This is a genomic window from Pseudescherichia vulneris NBRC 102420 (assembly GCF_000759795.1).
Taxonomy (GTDB): Bacteria; Pseudomonadota; Gammaproteobacteria; order Enterobacterales; family Enterobacteriaceae; genus Pseudescherichia; species Pseudescherichia vulneris.
In genome coordinates, this window is record NZ_BBMZ01000015.1 from 146,832 (window position 1) to 162,955 (window position 16,124).

Annotated in this window: 14 protein-coding genes; 7 read left to right on the forward strand and 7 right to left on the reverse strand. The window is 57.6% G+C overall.

Annotated elements, in window-relative coordinates; translation table 11 throughout:
- Positions 1-122: 122 nt before the first annotated feature.
- A complete protein-coding gene (yeaG, locus tag EV102420_RS14405) occupies positions 123-2,057 on the reverse strand; it encodes a protein kinase YeaG (RefSeq protein ID WP_042392928.1) in 1,935 nt (644 codons plus the stop codon).
- 444 nt (positions 2,058-2,501) lie between these two features.
- Between yeaG and EV102420_RS14410 the strand changes: the two genes are divergently transcribed.
- Both EV102420_RS14410 and EV102420_RS14415 read left to right on the forward strand, forming a co-directional pair.
- Positions 2,502-3,248, forward strand: a complete 747-nt coding sequence (locus tag EV102420_RS14410; protein ID WP_042392932.1) for a MipA/OmpV family protein — start codon at positions 2,502-2,504, stop codon at positions 3,246-3,248.
- 122 nt (positions 3,249-3,370) lie between these two features.
- Positions 3,371-4,225 carry an aldo/keto reductase gene (locus tag EV102420_RS14415; RefSeq protein ID WP_042392935.1) on the forward strand — a complete coding sequence of 285 codons (855 nt, stop codon included), beginning with the start codon at positions 3,371-3,373 and terminating at the stop codon, positions 4,223-4,225.
- A 45-nt stretch (positions 4,226-4,270) separates the two neighbouring features.
- Here EV102420_RS14415 and EV102420_RS14420 read toward each other — a convergent pair whose 3' ends face one another.
- Both EV102420_RS14420 and gapA read right to left on the reverse strand, forming a co-directional pair.
- Positions 4,271-5,155: a D-hexose-6-phosphate mutarotase gene (locus EV102420_RS14420; RefSeq protein WP_042392936.1), complete on the reverse strand. Its 885-nt coding sequence runs from the start codon at positions 5,153-5,155 to the stop codon at positions 4,271-4,273.
- A gap of 74 nt (positions 5,156-5,229) precedes the next feature.
- Complete coding sequence (gene gapA / locus EV102420_RS14425) at positions 5,230-6,225, reverse strand: glyceraldehyde-3-phosphate dehydrogenase (RefSeq protein WP_042392940.1); 996 nt, start codon at positions 6,223-6,225, stop codon at positions 5,230-5,232.
- 341 nt (positions 6,226-6,566) lie between these two features.
- Between gapA and msrB the strand changes: the two genes are divergently transcribed.
- Together msrB and EV102420_RS14435 are read left to right on the forward strand one after the other, a co-directional pair.
- On the forward strand, positions 6,567-6,980 hold the full coding sequence (gene msrB, locus EV102420_RS14430) for a peptide-methionine (R)-S-oxide reductase MsrB (protein WP_042392943.1): 414 nt from the start codon (positions 6,567-6,569) through the stop codon (positions 6,978-6,980).
- A gap of 41 nt (positions 6,981-7,021) precedes the next feature.
- The gene (locus EV102420_RS14435) at positions 7,022-7,294 is read left to right on the forward strand and encodes a YeaC family protein (RefSeq protein WP_042392945.1); all 273 of its coding nucleotides are present in this window, start codon (positions 7,022-7,024) and stop codon (positions 7,292-7,294) included.
- 44 nt (positions 7,295-7,338) lie between these two features.
- Here EV102420_RS14435 and pncA read toward each other — a convergent pair whose 3' ends face one another.
- The 3 genes from pncA to sppA are packed head-to-tail and all read right to left on the reverse strand — an operon-like array spanning position 7,339 to position 10,916.
- The gene (gene pncA / locus EV102420_RS14440) at positions 7,339-7,980 is read right to left on the reverse strand and encodes a bifunctional nicotinamidase/pyrazinamidase (RefSeq protein WP_042392948.1); all 642 of its coding nucleotides are present in this window, start codon (positions 7,978-7,980) and stop codon (positions 7,339-7,341) included.
- Between the two features lie 10 nt (positions 7,981-7,990).
- A complete protein-coding gene (gene ansA / locus EV102420_RS14445) occupies positions 7,991-9,007 on the reverse strand; it encodes an asparaginase (protein WP_042392953.1) in 1,017 nt (338 codons plus the stop codon).
- Between the two features lie 55 nt (positions 9,008-9,062).
- On the reverse strand, positions 9,063-10,916 hold the full coding sequence (gene sppA / locus EV102420_RS14450) for a signal peptide peptidase SppA (protein WP_042392956.1): 1,854 nt from the start codon (positions 10,914-10,916) through the stop codon (positions 9,063-9,065).
- Positions 10,917-11,079: 163 nt separating this feature from the next.
- Between sppA and EV102420_RS14455 the strand changes: the two genes are divergently transcribed.
- Genes EV102420_RS14455 through EV102420_RS14465 form a run of 3 tightly spaced genes read left to right on the forward strand, consistent with a single transcriptional unit; the run spans position 11,080 to position 14,662 of the window.
- The gene (locus EV102420_RS14455; RefSeq protein WP_042392959.1) at positions 11,080-11,631 is read left to right on the forward strand and encodes an NAD(P)H nitroreductase; all 552 of its coding nucleotides are present in this window, start codon (positions 11,080-11,082) and stop codon (positions 11,629-11,631) included.
- A gap of 53 nt (positions 11,632-11,684) precedes the next feature.
- Positions 11,685-12,728, forward strand: a complete 1,044-nt coding sequence (selD, locus tag EV102420_RS14460; RefSeq protein ID WP_042392961.1) for a selenide, water dikinase SelD — start codon at positions 11,685-11,687, stop codon at positions 12,726-12,728.
- Entirely contained in the window at positions 12,728-14,662 is a 1,935-nt protein-coding gene (locus EV102420_RS14465) for a DNA topoisomerase III (RefSeq protein WP_042392964.1), read from the forward strand. The genes selD and EV102420_RS14465 overlap by 1 nt, the downstream gene beginning before the upstream one ends.
- Here the strand turns inward: EV102420_RS14465 and gdhA are convergent.
- Complete coding sequence (gene gdhA / locus EV102420_RS14470; RefSeq protein WP_042392967.1) at positions 14,659-16,002, reverse strand: NADP-specific glutamate dehydrogenase; 1,344 nt, start codon at positions 16,000-16,002, stop codon at positions 14,659-14,661. The two genes, EV102420_RS14465 and gdhA, sit on opposite strands and share 4 nt — an antisense overlap.
- Between the last annotated feature and the right edge of the window lie 122 nt (positions 16,003-16,124).

Consider the following 16,124-nt stretch of genomic DNA (forward strand, 5'->3'; position numbering starts at 1 on the left):
CCCCCGTACTGCATTTGCCAACTTTATGCTGCGGCGTAAAGCCAGATGCGCTGCGCTTATCCGGCCTACGGTTCGCATCTTTTGTAGGCCCGGCAAGCAACGCGCCGCCGGGCTCCGGGCTATCAGGACGATTTACGAACGCGCAGATACCATTCGCACAGCAAGCGCACCTGTTTGCGGGTGTAACCTTTTTCCATCATCCGGTCGACAAAATCGTCATGCTTCTTCTGCTCATCCGTAGAGGTCTTCGCGTTAAACGAAATTACCGGCAGCAGCTCCTCGGTGTTCGAGAACATTTTCTTCTCGATAACCGTGCGCAGTTTTTCGTAGCTGGTCCAGTTCGGATTGCGACCGCTGTTATTGGCGCGGGCGCGCAGCACAAAGTTGACGATCTCGTTGCGGAAGTCTTTCGGGTTACTGATCCCGGCAGGCTTCTCGATTTTTTCCAGCTCGGCGTTCAGGGATTCACGGTCAAACAGCTGGCCGGTATCCGGATCGCGATACTCCTGATCCTGGATCCAGAAATCCGCATAGGTCACGTAGCGGTCAAAAATGTTCTGACCGTACTCGGAGTAGGATTCCAGGTAGGCCGTCTGGATCTCTTTGCCGATAAATTCGGCATATTTCGGGATCAGGTAGCCTTTGAGGAACTCAAGATAGCGTTCAGCCTGCTCCTGCGGGAACTGCTCGCGCTCAATCTGCTGCTCCAGCACGTAGAAGAGGTGAACCGGGTTGGCGGCAACCTCTGCGTGGTCAAAGTTAAAGACCCGAGAGAGGATTTTAAACGCGAAGCGCGTCGACAGACCGTTCATCCCTTCATCTACTCCGGCGTAGTCCCGGTACTCCTGATAGGACTTCGCTTTCGGATCGGTGTCTTTCAGGCTCTCACCGTCATAGACGCGCATTTTGGAGTAGATGCTGGAGTTTTCCGGCTCTTTCAGGCGCGAGAGAATAGAGAAGCGGGAGAGCGTCTCCAGGGTTCCCGGCGCGCAAGGCGCATGTGTCAGCTCGCTGTGGTTAAGCAGCTTCTCGTAAATTTTGATCTCTTCCGAGATGCGCAGGCAGTAGGGCACCTTCACAATGTAGACGCGGTCAAGGAAGGCTTCGTTGTTCTTGTTGTTACGGAACGTCACCCACTCGGATTCGTTCGAGTGCGCCAGGATAATCCCGTTGAACGGCAGGGCGGAGATCCCCTCCGTACCGTTATAGTTCCCCTCCTGGGTTGCCGTCAGCAGCGGATGCAGCACCTTTATAGGCGCTTTAAACATCTCGACGAACTCCATGACGCCCTGGTTGGCACGGCACAGCGCGCCGGAGTAGCCGTAGGCGTCGGGATCGTTCTGGGCGTGGTTTTCCAGTTTGCGGATATCGACTTTACCCACCAGCGCGGAGATATCCTGGTTGTTCTCATCGCCGGGCTCGGTTTTCGCAATGGCGATCTGTTCCAGAATGGATGGCCATACCTTCACGACGCGAAACTTGGTGATGTCGCCGCCAAACTCATGCAGGCGCTTAGCCGCCCACGGGGACATGATCGTGCCGAGATAGCGGCGCGGAACGCCGTACTCTTTCTCAAGGATCTGCGCATCTTCCTGCGGGTTAAACAGGCACAGAGGGTGATCGTTAACCGGGCTACGCTCGCCGTTGGCGCTCAGCACGTAGATGGGCACGCGTTGCATCAGGGCCTTGAGGCGTTCAGCAAGGGAGGATTTACCACCCCCGACCGGTCCCAGCAGGTAAAGGATCTGTTTCTTCTCTTCCAGCCCCTGTGCGGCGTGTTTCAGATAGGAAACAATCTGCTCAATGGCATCCTCCATGCCATAAAACTCTTCAAACGCTGGGTAACGTGCGACAACCCGATTCGAAAATAGACGGGAAAGCCTGGGCTCCAGAGCAGTATCTACCATCACGGGCTCGCCGATAGCCATCAGTAGCCGTTCTGCCGCGTTTGCATAGGCGCTGCGATCCTGGCGGCAAATGGTGAGAAACTCCTGCAGGGTGAACTCTTCGTCCTTGGCAGCTTCATAACGCTGGCGATAGTGATCGAATATATTCATGGCATGCCGTCCTTTCGTTTTAGCACAAGAAAAGAGCCGTTCATATGAATAGTGGAGGCTCCCGGAAGAGATAAGCTGAACGACGCTAGCTCTACTTCAGCACCGGAATGCAGCAACCCTTATGCCAGGTTGTGAACGCCAGCAGTTAACGCGCCCGCGATACACCTTCTTAAAATTAAGCGTAGATGGCATTTGCAAAACTTGCATTGGACGCCAATCTAATTTCAATGACATATCAATAACTCATCTGAATTTATTTTCTTTATAGATAAGGGGCGGTGCAGACGATTCATCTCTCTGTCATCTATCCGTAAGCAGGTTGTCATGCTAAAAAAGCATGCTGTTGCGTTCAGTTATATAATAATCAGTGAAAAAATTTGGGATGACGGAGGCGGGCGGTTACACTGCTCCCGCTGATTATTTGACTACAGGAAGGAAAGGATTGTGACCAAACTCAAATTTCTGGCGCTTGGTGTATTTATCGCATCATGTGCCGCAACGGCAAACGCAGCGGGCCCCTGGTCGATTGGCGCGGGTGTCGGTGTGCTTGAGACGCCTTATAAAGATTACGATCGCGATGTCGCCCCCGTCCCGGTGATCAACTACGAAGGCGAGAACTTCTGGTTCCACGGCCTTGGCGGCGGCTACTATCTCTGGAATGATGAGAGCGATAAGCTCTCCGTTACGGCTTACTACAATCCGTTCCACTTCCGGCCGAAAGACAGCGATGACTGGCAGCTGCGCCAGCTCGATAAGCGTAAATCTACGCTGATGGCGGGTCTGTCTTATGTGCATAACACCCAGTACGGTTTTTTACGCACCTCGCTGGCTGGCGACACGCTGGATAACAGCAACGGTATCAGCTGGGATCTGGCCTGGCTCTACCGCTACACCAACGGTGGCCTGACGCTGACACCGGGGATTGGTGCTGAGTGGAGCAGCGAAAACCAGAACGAATACTACTACGGCGTTTCGGGACATGAGTCTCGTAGCAGCGGTCTGCGTACCTACGATCCGGACAGCGACTGGAGTCCTTACCTGGAGCTGAGCGCCAGCTACCAGCTGAACGATAGCTGGAGCGTATATGGTATCGGTCGCTATACCCGTCTGGGTGATGAGATCAAAGACAGCCCGATGGTTGATAAGTCCTGGGCCGGGGTCTTCTCTACCGGGGTGACTTACAGCTTCTAACGCTTATACTCAAAGCATTGTGCATTTCATGTGCACGATCCAGACATATCAACAGGGCGCTTGCGCCCTGTTTGTTTTACGGTAGGTCAATCATTTCAGGAGAATAAACCCCGGAGGAAACCATGACAGAAAAACGTGTGCAGTTTGCCGACAGCCAGCCGCTGGCCGCGATCGGGCAGGGCTCGTGGTATATGGGTGAGAACCCCCGTCAGCGACAAAACGAGGTGGCAGCGCTTCGGGCAGGGATCGATCTCGGCCTGACCCTTATCGACACCGCTGAAATGTACGCCGACGGTGGTGCAGAGGTGGTGGTAGGCGAAGCAATTATGGGCAGGCGCGACGAGGTGTTTTTGGTGTCGAAAGTCTACCCGTGGAATGCGGGGGGCCAAAAGGCGATTGCCGCCTGCGAAGCCAGCCTGCGCCGTCTCGGCACCGACTATCTCGATCTCTATCTGCTGCACTGGCGGGGTAACTACTCTCTGGCCGAAACGGTAGAGGCGATGGAGACCCTGATCCGCCAGGGTAAAATTCGCCGCTGGGGCGTCTCCAATTTGGACTATAGCGATATGCAACAGCTGTGGCGCGTTGAAGGTGGTCAAGCCTGCGCTACCAATCAGGTGCTGTATCATCTCGCTTCCCGTGGCATTGAGTTCGATCTGCTGCCCTGGTGCCAGCAGCACGCTCTGCCGGTGATGGCCTACTGTCCGCTGGCTCAGGCTGGACGCCTGCGCGATGGCCTGCTGGAAAACGCTACCGTTCGCGAGATCGCCCACGGACATGGCGTAAGCGCCGCACAGGTGCTGCTGGCGTGGGTTATTCGTCATCAAGGCGTGATGGCGATCCCGAAGGCCGCGAGCGTGGCGCATGTGAAGGAGAACGCTGCCGCGCTTGAGTTAACCCTGAGCGAAGATGAGCTGAACCGACTCGATCATGCCTTTCCGGCACCGGGACACAAAACGCCGCTGGATGTGGTGTAGAGAAAATTGCCCTCTCTGGGTGAGAGGGCATAGCGTGTTGACTGATTAACGCTTGTTCACGCGAATGGTTTGCGCCAGGCGGGACGGCTTCTCTTCGGTGGTTTTCTGCGGAACGGTTACGCAGGCCGACTCCACGCAAACAAAGGTCTTATAACCGTCGTCCGGCATGTCGGCCATGCTGACAGAGAGCGCCGGGCCTGGGTTCCAGCCTACCACGTTGCTGTGATGGTGATGGATCACGTCAATTGTGCGATTCAGCGCGCCGTCGTGGATCACGCTGCACGCTTCCGGGTTCAGATAAACACGGTCGGTACGGTCCGGGAAGGTCTGCACGCCGTCGGCCAGGACATCTTCCTGAGCGTTGTTTACCTTGTCGATAAAGCGATCGCCCAGCCCGCTCACCTTCACCGCACTGATGTCGCCCACGTTAAAGTAGGTGTGCAGGGCGGAGGTGGTCTCAAACTCACCGTGGGCTTCCAGCTCAATCTCACAGGTCTGGCAGAGCTTAAAGCGGGCAAAGAGGGTGAAATCGTGCGGCCAGTATTGACGGGTTGCGTCGTTGCTTTGCAGTTCAAAGGTCAGCACCACGCCGTTCTCATCTTCGTTATGGGCGGTAAGCGTCCACGGCAGGATGCGGGCGATACCGTGAGCGGGCAGACCCTGCTGCTGCGCCGGGCCAAACCACGGCCAGCACACCGGAACGCCACCGCGCAGCGCCACGCCATTTTTGAACGGCGTATTGTCGCTCAGCCACAGCACGTCCTCTTCGCCTGCCGGTTTAAACGACAGCAGATGCGCGCCCTGCAGGGCAAAAGAGGCTTTCACCTGCGGGTGATCGATGACAATCAACTCCAGCTCGTCCAGCTGACGGCGGGAAATCACCGGGGTAATGTTTTCGACTACCGGAAGAGCAAAAATTTTATTAATCATATTCGTTTCTCAATCCTCTGTCTTAAGCCAAAAAAAAGAGCGACCGAAGTCGCTCTTAAGTTGAGTGTCACATCTTATTTGGAGATGTGAGCAATCAGGTCCAGTACTTTGTTAGAGTAGCCGGTTTCGTTGTCGTACCAGGAAACCAGTTTAACGAAGTTGTCGTTCAGTGCGATACCTGCTTTGGCATCGAACACGGAAGTGCAGATTTCGCCGTTGAAGTCGGTGGACACAACGTCGTCTTCGGTGTAACCCAGAACGCCTTTCATGTCGCCTTCAGAAGCGGCTTTGATAGCTTTCTTGATCTCTTCGTAAGACGCTGCTTTTTCCAGACGCACGGTCAGGTCAACAACGGATACGTTCGGAGTCGGAACGCGGAACGCCATACCAGTCAGTTTGCCGTTCAGTTCTGGCAGTACTTTACCTACTGCTTTAGCAGCACCGGTAGAGGACGGGATGATGTTCTGGGATGCGCCACGGCCGCCGCGCCAGTCTTTGTGAGACGGGCCATCAACGGTTTTCTGGGTAGCGGTAGTCGCGTGAACGGTAGTCATCAGGCCTTCGATGATGCCGAAGTTGTCGTTGATAACTTTCGCCAGCGGTGCCAGGCAGTTGGTGGTGCAGGATGCGTTAGAAACGATGTCCTGACCTTCGTATTTGTCAAAGTTAGCGCCTTTAACAAACATCGGGGTGTTGTCTTTAGACGGACCGGTCAGAACAACTTTTTTCGCGCCAGCAGTGATGTGCTTACGAGCAGTCTCGTCGGTCAGGAAGATACCGGTAGCTTCAGCAACAACGTCAACGCCGATTTCGTCCCATTTCAGGTTAGCCGGGTCTTTTTCAGCGGTAACACGGATGGTTTTGCCGTTAACAACCAGATGGCCGTCTTTGACTTCAACGGTGCCGTTGAAACGACCGTGAGTTGAGTCATACTTCAGCATGTACGCCATGTAGTCAGCGTCTAACAGATCGTTGATGCCAACGATTTCGATGTCAGAACGTTCCTGAGCAGCACGGAAAACAATGCGACCGATACGGCCAAAACCGTTGATACCTACTTTGATAGTCATATATTCCACCAGCTATTTGTTAGTGAATAAAAGGTTGGCTGTAAAATTACAAAAACCTTACGCAGCGTCAAGCGGAATCGTGTCAATCATTGCGACAAATCAATCCTGTGCATAACCTTTGCGCGGCGACGTCGTCTCACTATTCCAATCAGCTACAACCCGTATGGGGTCGCCGGCGTGGATTTTAAAGGGCATGCAGGATAAAAACGTGAAATAGATCACAATTCCTCCGCTACATTTTCGCACCGCCTAAGTTTAGAACAAAAGTCAGGACGCCACTGTTAATGTTTTGTTAGAATCAGACAAAAGATGTAAATGAACCTATAGCGAGAAGCAAGCATATGGCTAATGAATCCTCTCAGGATGACCTGAAAAACAGCCTTACTGAAATGCAGTTTTATGTGACGCAAAACCACGGTACAGAGCCGCCGTTCAGCGGTAAGCTGTTGCATAACAAGCGCGAAGGCGTTTACCACTGCCTGGTATGCGATGCTGCCCTGTTCAACTCCCAGAGCAAATATGACTCCGGCTGCGGCTGGCCGAGTTTCTATGAGCCGGTGAGTGAAAATGCGATCCGTTATCTTAACGATTACTCACATGGCATGCAGCGAATTGAGATCCGCTGCGGCAATTGTGACGCCCATTTAGGCCATGTTTTCCCTGATGGCCCGCAGCCGACCGGGGAGCGTTTCTGCGTAAATTCAGCCTCTCTGAGCTTCAACGATGAGGCCGATGGCGAGCAGATTAAGGGCTAAAGAATCGATTCAGCAAATTATTCCACGAGAGCGGGTGAACGATGGAAATTAATGAGCTTGTTGCCAGCATGACGCCTGAGGTGTATCAGCGTTTGGCAACCGCGGTTGAGACGGGGAAATGGCCTGATGGCGTAGCGCTGACCCCGGAACAGAAAGAGAACAGCCTGCAGTTGGTCATGCTCTGGCAGGCATGTCACAATACCGATGCGCAGCATATGACTATCGATACCAACGGTCAGATGGTGACGAAGAGCAAACAGCAGCTGAAAGAGGAGTTTGGCATCGCGCCCAAACCGATCGCGACATTCAAGTAATGCGTTGGTAAACGCCCGGTAAGCGTAGCGCCACCGGGCAATAATTAGGCGTGCGTCTCTACCCAATCTGCCAGCGTATAGAGCGTCGCCCCTTCGGACGCCATGTCCATAAACGCCTGGGCGCTATCCTGCTTGCCAATATTGACTCCCCGGCAGCCGTCGGTAATCAGATTGACCTGATAGCCCAGCTGTAGGGCATCCAGCACGGTAAACTTCACGCAGTAGTCCGTTGCCAGACCCAGCACGATAAGCTCGGTGATGCCGCGCATGCGTAGCCAGGCATCCAGGCCGGTCTTCTGCTTATGGCCATTGTCGAAAAAGGCGCTGTAGCTGTCGATGGTCCGGTTTTCACCCTTGTGAAAAACCGCGTCGATGGCTTTCTGCTGAAGCAGGGGATGCAGTTCAGCCCCTTCGCTTCCCTGTACGCAGTGATCGGGCCAGAAAGTTTGCGGTAGATCGTCCAGCATTCCCTGAGTATAGGGCTCTACACCGTGTTGGCTGGCGAAGCTGCCGTGATCGGCCGGGTGCCAGTCCTGACTGGCTACCACCGCATCGCCACGGGCTTTACACCAGTCAATCAGCGCATTAGCCACGTCCACTACGCTATCGCCCTCCGGCACCGCCAGCGCACCACCGGCGCAGAAATCGTTCTGTATATCCACCAGCAAGAGTGCTCGTTGCGTCATCACAGGCTCCTTATTCGTCCGGGGTTAGCTCGCCGCGCAGGTTCTGGGTCATAGCCTGACGAATGGCGTCGGCGTCCAGATCCTGGCTCAACAGCCAGTGTAGCTTAGTCAGGGTCGCTTCAACCGTCATGTCCGCACCGCCGATGACCCCCGCATGCGCCAGGGCGTTACCCGTGGCATAGCCGCCCATATTCACCTTGCCAGACATGCACTGGGTGAGATTCACCACCACAATGCCGCGCGCGCTGGCCGCCTCCAGCTCTCGGAGAAACTCGCCGTTCTGCGGCGCGTTGCCTACGCCGTAGGAGCGCAGGATCAACGCCTTCACCGGCTGACGCAGGAAGTTGCGCACCACGTCGGCCGAAATCCCTGGATAGATCGTGACCACGCCGATTGGCTGGGGGGTGATGCGGTGAACAATCAGCTCGCCGTTGCAGCCTGGCGCGCCAGGGTTGCCGAGGCGGCGAATATGGATCCCGGCCTCCAGCAGCGGCTGTAGGTTAGGGGAGTCAAAGGCGTTAAAGCCGTCCGCGTGGGCCTTGGTGGTGCGGTTGCCGCGAAACAGACGGTTGTTGAAGAACAGCGTCACTTCGTTAATCGGGAAGTTCGCCGCCACGTAGAGGGCATTGAGCAGGTTAATCTGCCCGTCCGAGCGCAGTTCAGCGAGAGGTATTTGTGACCCTGTCACAATTACCGGCTTGCCAAGGTTCTCCAGCATGAACGACAGCGCCGAGGCGGTGAAAGCCATGGTGTCGGTGCCGTGCAGAATGACAAAGCCGTCGTAGCGATCGTAGTTAGCTTTAATATCGTCCGCGATATGCTGCCAGTCTTCTGGGGTCATATCCGACGAGTCCATCAGTGGATCGTATTCGTGGATCGTAAAGTCCGGCATCTCCGGGCGATGGAACTCAGGCATCAGCGCCAGCTGGCGTTGCAGATGACCAGAGACCGGAATGTAGCCCTGCTCCGAGCGCTGCATACCAATGGTCCCGCCGGTGTAGGCGACGTAAATTGATTTTTTTTGCATGGTTGTCAGTTCTTGTACCACAAAGAAAATCCCCCCGATGGCGGGGGGAGATGTGTTATCGAATGTTGGCGCAGGTCAGGCAAAACGCGTAGCGGCTTTGCGGATCGTTAAACACCGCCAGCTTATCGGTCTCGGCTTTTACCGTATCCGCCGCCGCGGCCAGCGGGGCAGGCAGATACGCCTGCAAGGCCTGCGGCAGCATGGCGCGGATCTCACCGGAGAAGCCGTCCATCATGCGGGCCAGGAGGGTCGGCTCGTCCTGGTAGTACTCGATATGCCACTGCTTCAGCTTCGCCAGCTCGGCGGCTTTCGCCACGGCATCGTCAAAGTCACCCAGCGCATCCACCAGACCGTTGTTTTTCGCATCCTCACCGGTCCAGACGTGGCCCTGAGCAATCTTGTCTACCTGCTCCGGCGTCGATTTACGCGCCTGCGCAACCAGGGAGATAAAGCGCTGATAGCCATTTTCGATGCTCAGCTGCATCAGCTGCTGCACCTGTGGCGGCAGGGCTTTAGTGACCGAGACATCCGCCAGCGGGGAGGTCGCCACGCCGTCGGTGTGGACGCCCAGCTCATCAAGGCTCTTCTCAACGGTATTGATCACCCCGAAGATACCGATGGAGCCGGTGAGCGTGCTGGGGTTAGCCACGATGTAGTTGGCCGGAGTCGAGATCCAGTAGCCGCCCGATGCTGCCATACCGCCCATGGAGACCACCACCGGTTTGCCCGCCGCTTTCGCTGCGGCCAGTTCGGCGCGGATCACTTCCGAGGCACTGACGCTGCCGCCAGGGCTGTTAACCCGCAGCACGATGGCTTTAACATTAGGATCGATACGGGCGTCGCGGATCTGCGAGGCCGTCGTGTCGCCCCCGACGTTGCCCGCCGTCTCTTCCCCGTCCATGATGGCGCCGTTGGCAAAGATCACCGCCACGCTGCTGCCCACCTCGCTCGGTTTTTTCAGCGGATAGTCATACATGCTGATGGCGCGATAGTTTTTATCCTCATCGCTCCAGCCAAACTGTTTAACCAGCACTTTTTCCGCATCGGCGCTGCTGCCCAGCGTATCCACCAGCTTGTTGTCCAGCGCATATTTAGCGGTATCGCCGCCGACTTTGCTCAGGCCATCCAGCACGCCCTGCGCGCCAGGGAAGACCTGCTGCGGGGTAATCTGGCGGTTAGCGGCAATCGTGCCCAGATAGTTCTGCCACAGCTCGCCAATCCAGCGGCTGTCCGCTTCGCGCGCGGCGGGGGACATATCGTCACGGATAAACGGCTCAACGGCGGACTTATAGGTACCGACGCGGAAAACGTGGGTCGAGACCTTCAGCTTGTCGAGCAGGGACTTGTAGTAGAGACCGTTGGTGGCAAAGCCGTGCAGATCCACCACGCCCTGCGGCGAGAGCCACACTTTATTGGCAAAGCTGGCAAGATAGTACTGCCCCTGGCTGTAGTTATCCCCGATGGCATAGACCGGCTTGCCGCTGTCGCGGAACGCCTTCAGCGCCTTACCGATGTACTGCATAGAGGGCTGATCGCCTCCGGCAAAGTTTTTCAGATCGAGGACAATCCCGGTAATATTGCGGTCGGCCTGTGCCTGACGGATGGTCTCCACAATATCAAACAGGGAGTTCTCCTGCATGCGGTCTGAGCTCGCGCCAAACAGTTGGCGACCCAGCGCGCTGAGCTTGCTGCTGCTGGAGGGCTTATCCACTACCACGCCCGTGATATCAAGAAGCAATGCCCCCCGACTGGTATGCTCAGCCGGGCCAGAGCTCAGCTGCATCCAGATGCCGACGCCTACCAGAATCAACAAGATGAAAAAAATGTTGAACACCAGTTCGCGCACAAAATTGAGCGCTCGCCACGTCCATTTAAAGAATCCGGCAATAATACGCCAAAGGGTTCGCATGTCTTCTCCCTAACCTGTTTAACAACCACCGCACCCCGTGCGGGAATGTGCGGTTATCCTAATTACCCGACGGCCTCTTGTCAGCAGGAATCACCCTCGACGCTGTAACAAAGTTCCCGCGCATGTTAATTTTATGCCCAAATTTGATGACAGGAGTTAACTAATGGACGCACTTGAACTGCTCGTTAACCGTCGTAGCGCCTCCCGGCTGGCTGAACCTGCACCGGCAGGCGAGATGCTGGAAAATATTTTGCGCGCCGGCATGCGTGCGCCGGACCACGGTACGTTGCAGCCGTGGCGCTTTTTCATCGTGGAGGGGGAAGGGCGCGAGCGCTTTAGCCAACTGCTGACCCGGGCGGCCACCGCGGCCGGGCAGGATGAGAAGGGTATCGACAAGGCTCGCAGCGCGCCATTTCGTGCTCCGCTCATCATTGCGGTGGTCGCACACTGTGAAGCGCATCCGAAGGTGCCGCGCTGGGAGCAGCTTCTCTCCGCAGGCTGCGCGGTCATGGCGATGCAGATGGCGGCGCAGGCGCAGGGCTTTAACGGCATCTGGCGCAGCGGGCCGTTGACCGACAGCCCGGTGGTGCGCGAAGCGCTAGCGTGCCGCGAGCAGGATCAGATCGTGGGCTTCCTCTACCTTGGCACGCCGCAGCTAAAAGCCGCTACCACGGTGAGCATCCCGGACACATCCCCTTTCGTCCGCTATTTCTAAGCGCTACCATAGCGCTATTAATGAGTCAGGAACCGTATTGACAGGAGATGTCCATGAGCGAGCAGGCTATTCGTTTAACACAGTACAGCCACGGGGCAGGCTGCGGGTGCAAAATTTCGCCAAAGGTGCTGGAGACCATTCTGCACAGCGAGCAGGCGAAATTTGTCGATCCGAACCTGCTGGTAGGCAATGAGACGCGGGATGACGCGGCGGTGTACGATCTCGGCAACGGGACCTCCGTCATCAGCACCACCGATTTCTTTATGCCGATCGTGGATAATCCTTTCGACTTTGGCCGCATCGCCGCCACTAACGCCATCAGCGACATCTATGCCATGGGCGGTAAGCCGATCATGGCGATCGCGATCCTCGGCTGGCCGATCGCCACGCTGCCGCCGGAGATCGCCCGGAAGGTGATCGAGGGCGGACGCTTTGCCTGCCAGCAGGCGGGAATTGCGCTGGCCGGGGGCCACTCCATTGACGCCCCGGAGCCAATTTTTGGCCTGGCGGTCACCGGCGTGGTGCCGACCGCACGGGTGAAGAAAAACAGCACCGCCGAGGCCGGGTGCAAGCTGTTCCTGACCAAGCCGCTAGGGATTGGCGTTCTGACCACCGCCGAGAAAAAATCGCTGCTGCAACCGGAGCACCAGGGGCTGGCCCGGGACGTCATGTGCCAGATGAACATCGCTGGCGCGGCCTTTGCTAACATCCCTGGCGTGAAAGCCATGACCGACGTCACCGGCTTTGGACTGCTCGGCCATCTGAGCGAGGTGTGCCAGGGGGCGGGCGTGCAGGCGCAGGTACGCTATGAGGCAGTGCCCAAGCTGCCCGGCGTAGAAGCGTATATTGCCAAGGGCGCGGTACCGGGCGGTACGCAGCGCAACTTTGCCAGCTACGGTCACCTGATGGGGCCGATGCCAGAGGCGTGGCGGGATCTTCTCTGCGATCCGCAAACCTCCGGCGGTTTGCTGCTGGCCGTCTCGCCGGAGGCGGAGGCGGAGGTGAAAGCCACCGCCGCCGAGTTGGACCTCTCCCTGAGCGCCATCGGCGAGCTGGTGACGGCCCGTGCCGGTCGCCCTATGATTGAGATTGTTTAATGCGGTTGTTTATTGCCGAAAAACCGAGCCTGGGCCGCGCCATTGCCGATGTGCTGCCCAAGCCGCACCGCAAGGGCGACGGCTATATCGAGTGTGGCAACGGCCAGGTGGTGACCTGGTGCATCGGTCACCTGCTTGAGCAGGCGCAGCCGGATGTCTATGACAGTCGCTACGCCCGCTGGAACCTGGCGGATCTGCCTATCGTGCCCGAGAAGTGGCAGCTGCAGCCGCGCGCTTCGGTCACCAAGCAGATCAACGTGATCAAGCGTCTGCTCGGCGAGGCCAGCGAGATTATCCACGCCGGTGACCCGGATCGCGAAGGCCAGCTGCTGGTGGATGAGGTGCTCGACTACCTCCAGCTTCCGGCGGAGAAGCGCCAGCGGGTCCAGCGCTGTTTGATTAACGATCTCAACCCGCAGGCGGTAGAGCGGGCCATTGGCCGCCTGCGCGCCAACAGCGAGTTTATTCCGCTCTGCGTCTCGGCGCTGGCGCGGGCAAGGGCTGACTGGCTTTACGGCATCAATATGACCCGCGCCTGGACGCTGCTGGGGCGCAACGCGGGCTACCAGGGCGTGCTCTCGGTAGGGCGCGTGCAAACCCCGGTGCTGGGGCTGGTGGTGCGCCGCGATGAAGAGATTGAGAACTTTGTCGCCAAAGATTTCTTTGAGGTAAAGGCGCATATCGTTACGCCGAAAGAGGAGCGCTTTACCGCGCTCTGGCAGCCGAGCGAGGCCTGCGAGCCGCATCAGGATGAGGAGGGGCGTCTGCTCAACCGGACCCTGGCGGAGCACGTGGTTAAACGCATCTCCGGCCAGCCCGCTCACGTCACCCGCTATAACGACAAGCAGGAGTCGGAACCCGCGCCGCTGCCGTTCTCGCTCTCTTCGTTACAGATCGAGGCGGCAAAGCGTTTCGGGCTGAGCGCGCAGAACGTGCTGGATATCTGCCAGAAGCTTTACGAGACCCATAAGCTGATCACCTATCCGCGCTCCGACAGCCGCTATCTGCCGGAGGAGCACTTCGCCGGACGCCATTCCGTCATGAAGGCCATTGGCGTCCATGCCGCGGATCTGCTGCCGCAGCCGGTGGTGGATATGGATCGGCGTAACCGCTGTTGGGACGATAAAAAGGTCGATGCCCACCATGCTATTATCCCCACGGCGCGCAGCAGCACGGTAAACCTGCACGACAATGAAGCGAAGGTTTATGGCCTGATTGCCCGCCAGTATCTGATGCAGTTCTGTCCGGACGCGGTGTTCCGCAAGTGCGAGATCGAGCTGGATATCGCCAACGGTAAGTTCCTGGCGAAGGCGCGCTTTCTGGCTCAGGCCGGGTGGCGAACCTTGCTCGGCAGCAAAGAGCGTGATGAAGAGAACGACGGCACGCCGTTGCCGGTGGTGAAGAAGGGCGATGAGCTGCTGTGCGAGAAGGGTGAGGTGGTTGAGCGTCAGACGCAGCCGCCGCGGCCCTTTACCGATGCGACGTTACTCTCGGCGATGACCGGGATTGCGCGCTTCGTGCAGGATAAGGATCTGAAGAAGATCCTGCGCGCTACCGATGGCCTGGGAACGGAAGCGACCCGCGCCGGGATTATTGAGCTGCTCTTTAAGCGCGGTTTCCTGCACAAGAAGGGGCGGAGCATTCTCTCTACCGACGCGGGGCGGGCGCTGATCCACTCCCTGCCGGAGATGGCCGCCAGGCCGGACATGACCGCTCACTGGGAGTCGGTCCTGACGCAGATCAGCGAGAAGCAGTGCCGCTACCAGGACTTTATGCAGCCGCTGGTGGGCACGCTCTATCAGCTGATCGACCAGGCACGCAGCACGCCAGTTCGCCAGTTTAAAGGGATTGTTGCGCCGGGCGGCGGCGATAAGAAGAAGTTCACACGCCGTAGGCCCGGTAAGCGTAGCACCACCGGGCAAGCCGAAACTTAAATCACACCCTGGCCGATCATCGCGTCGGCCACCTTCACAAACCCGGCAATGTTTGCTCCACGCACGTAGTGGGTCTGTTTGCCTTCCCCGCCGTACTCCACGCAGGCGTTGTGAATATCCAGCATGATATGGTGCAGGCGGGCGTCCACTTTCTCTGCCTTCCAGCCCAGACGCGCGGCGTTTTGCGCCATCTCCAGGCCGGAGGTGGCGACCCCGCCCGCATTGGCCGCTTTACCCGGCGCAAAGAGCACGCCCGCCTCAAGGAACAGATCGGTGGCGTCGATGGTGGTAGGCATATTCGCGCCTTCCGCCACCGCCTTCACGCCGTTGGCGATCAGCTGGCGGGCCGCATCAACGTCCAGCTCGTTCTGGGTCGCGCACGGCAGGGCGATATCCACCGGCACGGACCACGGCTGTTTGCCTTCCAGCCAGACCAGACCAAACTCGCGGGCATAGTCGGCCAGGCGGCCATCGCGGCTGGCTTTGATTTCGCACAGGCGCGCCAGCTTCTCCGCCGTGAAGCCAGCTTCATCTACCACGGTGCCGCCGGAGTCGGAGGCGGTCACCACGCGGGCACCAAACTCCATCGCTTTTTCGATAGCGTACTGCGCGACGTTGCCGGATCCAGAGACCGCCACGCGCATCCCTTCGAAGCTCAGGTCGTGACGCTTGAGCATCGCTTCGGTGAAGTACACCAGGCCGTAGCCGGTCGCCTCAGGGCGGATCAGGCTGCCGCCGAAAGAGAGCCCTTTGCCGGTAAAGACGCAGGCGCTGTTGTTGGAGAGCTTTTTCATCATCCCCGCCATAAAGCCCACCTCACGACCACCGACGCCGATGTCGCCTGCAGGGACGTCGGTATCTGGCCCCAGGTGACGGTATAGCTCGGTCATCAGCGCCTGGCAGAATCGCATCACTTCGCCTTCGCTTTTGCCCTTGGGATCGAAATCGCTGCCGCCTTTGCCACCACCCATCGGCAGAGTGGTGAGGGCGTTTTTAAAGGTCTGCTCAAAACCGAGGAATTTCAGAATCGACAGGTTCACCGAAGGGTGGAAGCGCATACCGCCCTTAAACGGGCCGATGGCTGAGTTAAACTGCACGCGCCAGGCGCGGTTCACCTGCACCTGATTCTTATCATCAACCCATACGACGCGGAACTGGATCACGCGCTCCGGCTCTACCAGGCGTTCAAGCAGCGACATCTGACGATAGCGCGGGTTTGCCTCAAGGAAAGGCCAGAGGGTAGTCATCACCTCGCGAACGGCCTGAGCAAACTCGCTTTGATGCGGGTCGCGGCGTTGGACATGGGTTAGAAATGATTCCAGAGAGCGTGCCTGATCCATAGAGATAAGTTCCTCTTATAATAAATTATGTGCGTTGTGTGAGCGTTTTAGCATCGTTTTCGACTATACCACCCGCACCGCTTTGCCAGGCAAGCGAAAAGTTAACCCGCTAAGGGAAATTT

Bases quoted from the DNA above. Each gene is read 5' to 3' on its own strand.
- yeaG (WP_042392928.1), bottom strand. From the start codon at position 2,057: ATGAATATATTCGATCACTATCGCCAGCGTTATGAAGCTGCCAAGGAC.
- EV102420_RS14415 (WP_042392935.1), top strand. From the start codon at position 3,371: ATGACAGAAAAACGTGTGCAGTTTGCCGACAGCCAGCCGCTGGCCGCG.
- EV102420_RS14420 (WP_042392936.1), bottom strand. From the start codon at position 5,155: ATGATTAATAAAATTTTTGCTCTTCCGGTAGTCGAAAACATTACCCCG.
- gapA (WP_042392940.1), bottom strand. From the start codon at position 6,225: ATGACTATCAAAGTAGGTATCAACGGTTTTGGCCGTATCGGTCGCATT.
- msrB (WP_042392943.1), top strand. From the start codon at position 6,567: ATGGCTAATGAATCCTCTCAGGATGACCTGAAAAACAGCCTTACTGAA.
- EV102420_RS14435 (WP_042392945.1), top strand. From the start codon at position 7,022: ATGGAAATTAATGAGCTTGTTGCCAGCATGACGCCTGAGGTGTATCAG.
- pncA (WP_042392948.1), bottom strand. From the start codon at position 7,980: ATGACGCAACGAGCACTCTTGCTGGTGGATATACAGAACGATTTCTGC.
- ansA (WP_042392953.1), bottom strand. From the start codon at position 9,007: ATGCAAAAAAAATCAATTTACGTCGCCTACACCGGCGGGACCATTGGT.
- sppA (WP_042392956.1), bottom strand. From the start codon at position 10,916: ATGCGAACCCTTTGGCGTATTATTGCCGGATTCTTTAAATGGACGTGG.
- EV102420_RS14455 (WP_042392959.1), top strand. From the start codon at position 11,080: ATGGACGCACTTGAACTGCTCGTTAACCGTCGTAGCGCCTCCCGGCTG.
- selD (WP_042392961.1), top strand. From the start codon at position 11,685: ATGAGCGAGCAGGCTATTCGTTTAACACAGTACAGCCACGGGGCAGGC.
- EV102420_RS14465 (WP_042392964.1), top strand. From the start codon at position 12,728: ATGCGGTTGTTTATTGCCGAAAAACCGAGCCTGGGCCGCGCCATTGCC.
- gdhA (WP_042392967.1), bottom strand. From the start codon at position 16,002: ATGGATCAGGCACGCTCTCTGGAATCATTTCTAACCCATGTCCAACGC.